6 protein-coding genes are annotated in these 6,017 nt (G+C 65.5%); 1 reads left to right on the top strand and 5 read right to left on the bottom strand.

The features are described 5' to 3' along the window. The 5 genes from VK519_RS04480 to VK519_RS04460 form a co-directional block, all read right to left on the bottom strand. On the bottom strand, positions 1-649 hold a 649-nt coding region (locus VK519_RS04480), incomplete at its 3' end, for a pseudouridine synthase (RefSeq protein ID WP_324347932.1). Positions 650-653: 4 nt separating this feature from the next. Further along, positions 654-2,309: a ubiquinone biosynthesis regulatory protein kinase UbiB gene (gene ubiB, locus VK519_RS04475; RefSeq protein WP_324347931.1), complete on the bottom strand. Its 1,656-nt coding sequence runs from the start codon at positions 2,307-2,309 to the stop codon at positions 654-656. Further along, positions 2,306-2,953: a ubiquinone biosynthesis accessory factor UbiJ gene (locus tag VK519_RS04470; RefSeq protein ID WP_324347930.1), complete on the bottom strand. Its 648-nt coding sequence runs from the start codon at positions 2,951-2,953 to the stop codon at positions 2,306-2,308. Before VK519_RS04470 ends, ubiB begins: the two co-directional genes overlap by 4 nt. Positions 2,954-2,975: 22 nt before the next feature. Continuing rightward, a complete protein-coding gene (gene trmL, locus VK519_RS04465; RefSeq protein WP_324347929.1) occupies positions 2,976-3,440 on the bottom strand; it encodes a tRNA (uridine(34)/cytosine(34)/5-carboxymethylaminomethyluridine(34)-2'-O)-methyltransferase TrmL in 465 nt (154 codons plus the stop codon). 7 nt (positions 3,441-3,447) lie between these two features. Then, positions 3,448-3,636, bottom strand: coding sequence for a hypothetical protein (locus VK519_RS04460; protein ID WP_324347928.1), 189 nt, complete (start codon positions 3,634-3,636; stop codon positions 3,448-3,450). Positions 3,637-3,918: 282 nt separating this feature from the next. On the opposite strand from VK519_RS04460, the gene VK519_RS04455 reads away from it, so the two are divergent. Beyond that, on the top strand, positions 3,919-6,017 hold a 2,099-nt coding region (locus VK519_RS04455), incomplete at its 3' end, for a M16 family metallopeptidase (RefSeq protein ID WP_324347927.1).

Raw genomic sequence — 6,017 nt, 5'->3', positions numbered from 1 at the left:
CATCCAGGCCGGCGCGAATGGCCATTCGCTCCAGCCTCACCGGATGATCGAATCGCAACTCCAGTGCATGCAACAACAGCCGGTGGCTCGCGAAGTATTGCTTGAACAACCGATTGTGATCACCCCGCCCATGCTGACTGTCGCCAATGATCGGGTGATGGATGTGGGCGAAGTGCTTGCGAATCTGGCGGAACCGGCCTGTGCGGGGTTCGGCCAATACCAGTGCGTAACGCTGGCTTTCGTAGCGTCCGAGCGTAATGGGCACTTCCACTGTCGCCAGCCGCTGGTAGTGGGTCACCGAGTCCTTGCGTGGCCCGGTATCGCGTGAGCCGGGCAGGGCGTAGTCGATGCTTCCGCTTTCCGGATCGGGCCACCCGCGCACCACGGCCACGTAGCGCTTCTGCACGCTTCGTCCCATGAACTGCTCGCCAAGCACGCCGGCTGTTTGCTTGCTACGCGCCGCCAGCAATACGCCACTGGTGGCACGGTCGAGCCGGTGGGCCAGGTATACGTCGCCGCCTACCTGCTCACGTAGAAGGTCGACCAGAAAGGCATCGTCTGGCCCAACGAACTTCGACCGATGCACGGCAAGGTTCGCAGGCTTGTTGACGGCGATGATCTCGTCGTCCTGGTAGAGGATCTCAAGCACCGCTTCAGCGCCGCCGGCGCGGCCAGCCCACCACGAAGGCGAGCACGCCGGCCACGGCGGCAACGGCCGCGGGCCAGCCGCCGTTCTGCGGCTTCAGTCCGAAGGCGAGCGTAGCGCAAACCAGCAATACGCCGCCCAGCAGGCAGAACGCCATGCTGCGCCGCGTGCGCTGGGTTTCATCGGCACGCAGGGCAAGTTCCGCAGGGTCGGCCACCACGCGGTGCGTGCCGCGGCCGCCTTCGCGCAGGAAGGCATGGACGAGCTCGGGCAGTTCAGGGGCGGTATGCAACCACTGCGGTGCACGGCGGCGAAGCTGCTTCAACGTGTTGCGCAGGCTGTAGCGCTCGCGAAGGATGCGCTTCAATACCGGGTGCGCCACGGCCCAGATGTCGATGTCGGGGTCCAGCGTGCGGCCGACGCCCTCGATGTTCAGAAGTGTTTTCTGCAGCAGGATCAGCTGCGGCTGCAGGGTGAGCTCGTACTGCCGTGCTGTCTGGAACAGTTTCACCACCAGCTCGGCGATCGAGATCTGCGACAACGGCCGCGTGAAATAAGGCTCGCACACGGTACGCACGGCGGCTTCCAGCTCGTCCAGGCGCACGGTGGAAGGCATCCAGCCAGCCTCCACGTGCAGCGATGCAATGCGGGCGTAATCACGTTCGAACAGCGCGATGAAGTTCTCCGCCAGCCAGTACTGGTCGGCTTCGGGGAGCGAACCCATGATGCCGAAGTCCAGCGCGATGAAGCGCGGCTCGGACACGCGCGACGTATCCACCCAGATATTCCCCGGATGGGCATCGGCATGGAAGAAATTGTCGCGGAACACCTGTTCGTAGAACAGCCGCACGCCTTTCTCCGCCAGGCGCTTGCGGTCGATGCCGGCGGCGTCGATGGCGGCGATGTCGTCGGCGCTCACGCCATACACGCGCTCGAGCGTAAGCACGCCCTGGGTGGTGAATTCCCAGTGCACCTCCGGTACGTAGAGATCGTCGCCGATGATGAAGTTACGTCGAAGCAGGCTGGCGCTGGCGCCTTCGCGCTGCAGGTCCAGCTCGTTGGCCAGCATCTTCTCCACTTCCGCCACCACGTCCAGCGGACGGATCTTGTCCGCGTTCGGGTGCCAGCGCTGGGCCAGCTCCCCTAAGGCGCGGATAAGGCTGACGTCACGGGCGATCCGCTTCTCTATGCCCGGGCGCAGTACTTTCACCACCACGGCGCGGCCGTCGTGCAAGGTGGCTGCGTGTACCTGGGCGATCGACGCCGAGGCCAGCGCGGTTTCATCGAAGGAGGAAAACGCCTGCGTCACCGGCATGCGCAGTTCGCGCTCGACGATGGCGCGGGCCTCATGTCCGGGGAAGGGGGGTACCTGGTCTTGCAACAGCGACAGGGCGTCGGCGATGTCAGGTGGGATCAGGTCCCGCCGGGTGGACAGCACCTGGCCTGCCTTGACGAAGATCGGCCCGAGTTCGGTCATGGCCAGGCGCATGCGTGTGCCGCGATCCATGCCTTCGATGCCAGCCGGTGGCTTCCCTGCGAACGGGCGCAGCCAGCGTAGCGGCGCGAGCATGCGGTCGCTGCCACCGCCGACGTCATCCAGGCGATAGCGGAACAGCACGGCGATGACACGAAGCAGGCCCGGTGCCAGGCGCACCGGCATCATGCGGCGGGCTTCCCGTGGCTACGTTCGAAGCGGGCCAGGCGCGCTTCCAGGCGATCGCTGCGCTCGCGCAGGGCATCCACGCCATCAAGGAATTCATCCAGCTCACCTGGCGCCACGGCGACACGGGTTTCGTCGCGCAGCCACGCGGCGGTGTCGTCGGCGAATTGCGCCGCGCGTTCGCGCCCATGGGCAAAGGCGCCGCGGAAGGCCCGCGCCACCTGTACCCCAATGACATCGCCGAACACGCCGGTGAAGGCTTCTTCCACGTCGGGGGAATAACCGCCGATGAGTTTCTCCAGCCGCCGGGCGAGGTCGGCGTCGCCGGCGATATCCACCTTGCCCGGCGCCACGCCGTCGTCATTCTTTCGCACGGCCATGGCCAGCAGGCTGCCCGGGCTTGCCGATACGCGAAGCGAGGATGTTTCCTCGCCTGGTCCCACCACCAGTGCGCCATCGGCGACGGTGATGCGGACGGTGAGTTCGGGCCCCGCCAGGTGTACCTGCACGCTGCGGCCTTCGAGCGCACGCAGGCGCAGGCCGGTTTCAGGATCCAGCGATACGGCGCGGTTCAATGCGCGCTGCAGGGCGATTCCGGCGAGCTTGCGCAGCGGCCGGGGCAGGAAGGATGGGGCGGCATCGGTCATGCCATCGATTGTAGCGCGGCGGCTAGCTGGAACCGGCAAAGCCAAGCTGGCGCCAGGCCTCGTACACGGCCACCGCGACGGTGTTGGAGAGATTCAGGCTACGGCTGTGCGGCTGCATGGGCAGGCGCAAGCGGTGCTCCGGGGTAATGCTGTCCAGTACGTCGGCGGGCAGGCCCGCGGTTTCGCACCCGAATAGCAAAGCGTCGCCGTCGGCGTAGCGGGCATCCACGTGGCGGACGGTGCCGCGGGTGGAGAAGGCAAAGAGTCGGTTCGCGTCGATCGTGCCGAGGCAGTGGTCCAGGCTGTCATGGACCTGCATGCGGGCGTATTCGTGGTAGTCCAGCCCGGCGCGGCGCATGCGCTTGTCGTCGAGCTCGAAGCCGAGCGGTCGGATCAGGTGCAGCGTCGCGCCGGTATTGGCGCACAGACGGATGGCATTGCCAGTGTTGGGTGCGATTTCGGGGCGGAAGAGGATGACATGCAGCATCCGTCCATTATGAACGGACTTGCGGGCAAATCAGGCCATCAGCCGGCAACACGCAAGCGGACTGGACGGTGGCTACGGCCGTGCCGGCAACACCAGTGGCGATCGGGTGCGAGAACAGCATGGAGCCGAGGATCAGGCCACTGGCCATCAGGCAGGCGGCGAACAGGCCACGCAGCAGGAGCATTTCGTATTTCATGAGCTTTAGCCTCTTTGGAAGTTGTCCCGGCTTTCTTCCCCGGGCATGACTACCAATGCATTCGCCGTGCCAGCCTCGTGGACTTCTTCAAGCTATTGAAAATAATAAACAAAAATCCTTGCCGCGACATGCAAGTCGCTGTCCGCGGACAACCCACGCAGCGACCGGACATGGTCCGGACGCCACGCATGCGATACGGACACCGGCGGGCCATCAGGCATTTGCTTCCCCAACCCCGCGCGGGCTAACGTCGCAGGGGTTCACAAGGACAGGATGTACCCCATGAAGAAATCCGTTGCCCTGCTCGCCGCAGGGCTCCTCGGGCTTGGCGCCCTCGCCACCCCCGCCGTATTTTCCGCACCAGCCACCCAGGCCGTGCCGGATATTCCCTTCCAGCGCTTCATCCTGCCCAACGGGCTGACGGTCGTCGTGCACGAAGACCACAAGGCACCGGTGGTGGCGGTGAGCATCTGGTACCACGTCGGCTCGGGCGACGAGCCGGCCAGGAAGACGGGTTTCGCCCACCTCTTCGAACACCTGATGTTCTCAGGCTCGGAGAACCACAAGGGCACGTACTTCACGCCCTTTGAGCTTGCCGGTGCCACTGACCAGAACGGCACCACCTGGTTCGACCGCACCAACTATTTCGAGACCGTGCCCACGACCGCGCTCGACATGGCGCTGTGGATGGAATCGGACCGCATGGGCCACCTGCTTGGCGCCATCGGCCAGAAGGAACTCGACACCCAGCGGGGCGTGGTACAGAACGAAAAACGCCAGGGCGAGAACCGTCCCTACGGCCGCACGGATGAAAACATCCTGCTCAACACCTATCCGGCGAACCATCCCTACCACCACGACACCATCGGCTCGATGGCGGACCTCGACGCCGCTTCGCTGGCCGACGTGAAGCAGTGGTTCCACGATTACTACGGCGCCGCCAACACTACCCTGGTGCTGGCCGGCGACATCACCCCGGCGCAGGCCCGCGCCAAGGCCGAGGAATATTTCGGCGACATTCCCGCCGGCCCACCGGTGCCGCGCCAGCAGCCGTGGATCACCCCGCTGACCAAGAGCACCCGCGGCGTACAGCACGACCACGTGCCGCAGACCCGCATCATCCGTACCTGGGTGGTGCCGCAACTGGGTACCGACGACGCCGTGCAGCTGGACCTCGCCTCCACTGTGCTTGGCAGCGGCAAGACCTCCCGCCTGTACCAGCGCCTGGTCTACAAGGACAACCTCGCCGACGACGTCTCGGTGACCATCGCGCCCTTTGCGCTGGCCAGCCAGTTCCAGCTGACCGTCGACGTGAAGGACGGCGTGGATCCGGCGAAGGTGGAAGCCGCCGTCGCCGACGAGTGGAAGCGCTTCCTGGCCGATGGCCCGACGGCCGATGAACTCGAGCGCGCCAAGGTCGGCAGCCGTGCCGGCTTCATCCGCGGCCTCGAGAAAGTGGGCGGCTTTGCCGGCAAGGCCGTGATCCTGGCCGAGGGCCAGGTCTATCGTGGCGATCCGGCTGCCTACAAGAAGGACTTCGCCCGCATGGAGGCGGCGACCACCGCCAGCGTCAAGGCCGCAGCCGACAAGTGGACCTCGAAGGGCGACTACACGCTCACCGTGCTTCCTGCCGGCAAGGATTTCGATCCCGCCGTGGAAGACAAGGCCGTTGTCGGCCTTGGTGATACCACGGGCCGCCCGAAGGCCGTCATGCCACAGGCCGGAAAGTACTCTGTGGCCAAGTCGACGTTGGACCGCGCCAAGGGCGTGCCCGAGGTCAGCACCTTCCCTGACTTGAGCTTCCCCAAGGTGCAGCGTGGGAAACTGAAGAACGGCATCGAAGTGGTATTGGCCGAGCGCCACACCATTCCGGTCACCCTGGTGAACCTGCAGTTCGACGCCGGTTTCGCGGCCGACCAAGGCCGCAAGCTCGGTACGGCAAGCTTTACCGCCGCGCTGATGAACGAGAGCACCAAGTCGCTCGATTCGGTGGAAGTGGCCCAGCGCAAGCAACGCCTTGGTGCGTCGCTTGGGCTGGCCTGCGGCATGGACGCGTGTTCGGCGGGCCTGGATTCGCTCAACAGCGAGCTGAAGCCATCGCTCGAACTGCTGGCCGACGTCGTCCGCAACCCGGCCTTCAGCAGCGCCGACATCGAGCGCGTACGCGGCCAGTGGCTGGCCGGCATTGCCCAGGAGAAATCCCAGCCGGTAGGCCTCGCCCTACGCACATTGCCGCCGCTCCTGTACGGCAAGGACCACGCCTATGGCATCCCCGCCACTGGCACCGGTACCGAGGCGTCGATCAAGTCGCTGACGGCGGCAGACCTTGCCAACTTCCAGAAGGATTTCATCCGTCCGGACAACCTGCGCATCCTGGTCGC

Source organism: Pinirhizobacter sp. (assembly GCF_035317885.1).
GTDB lineage: Bacteria > Pseudomonadota > Gammaproteobacteria > Xanthomonadales > Rhodanobacteraceae > Pinirhizobacter.
This window is presented reverse-complemented; position numbering and strand designations above follow the sequence as displayed.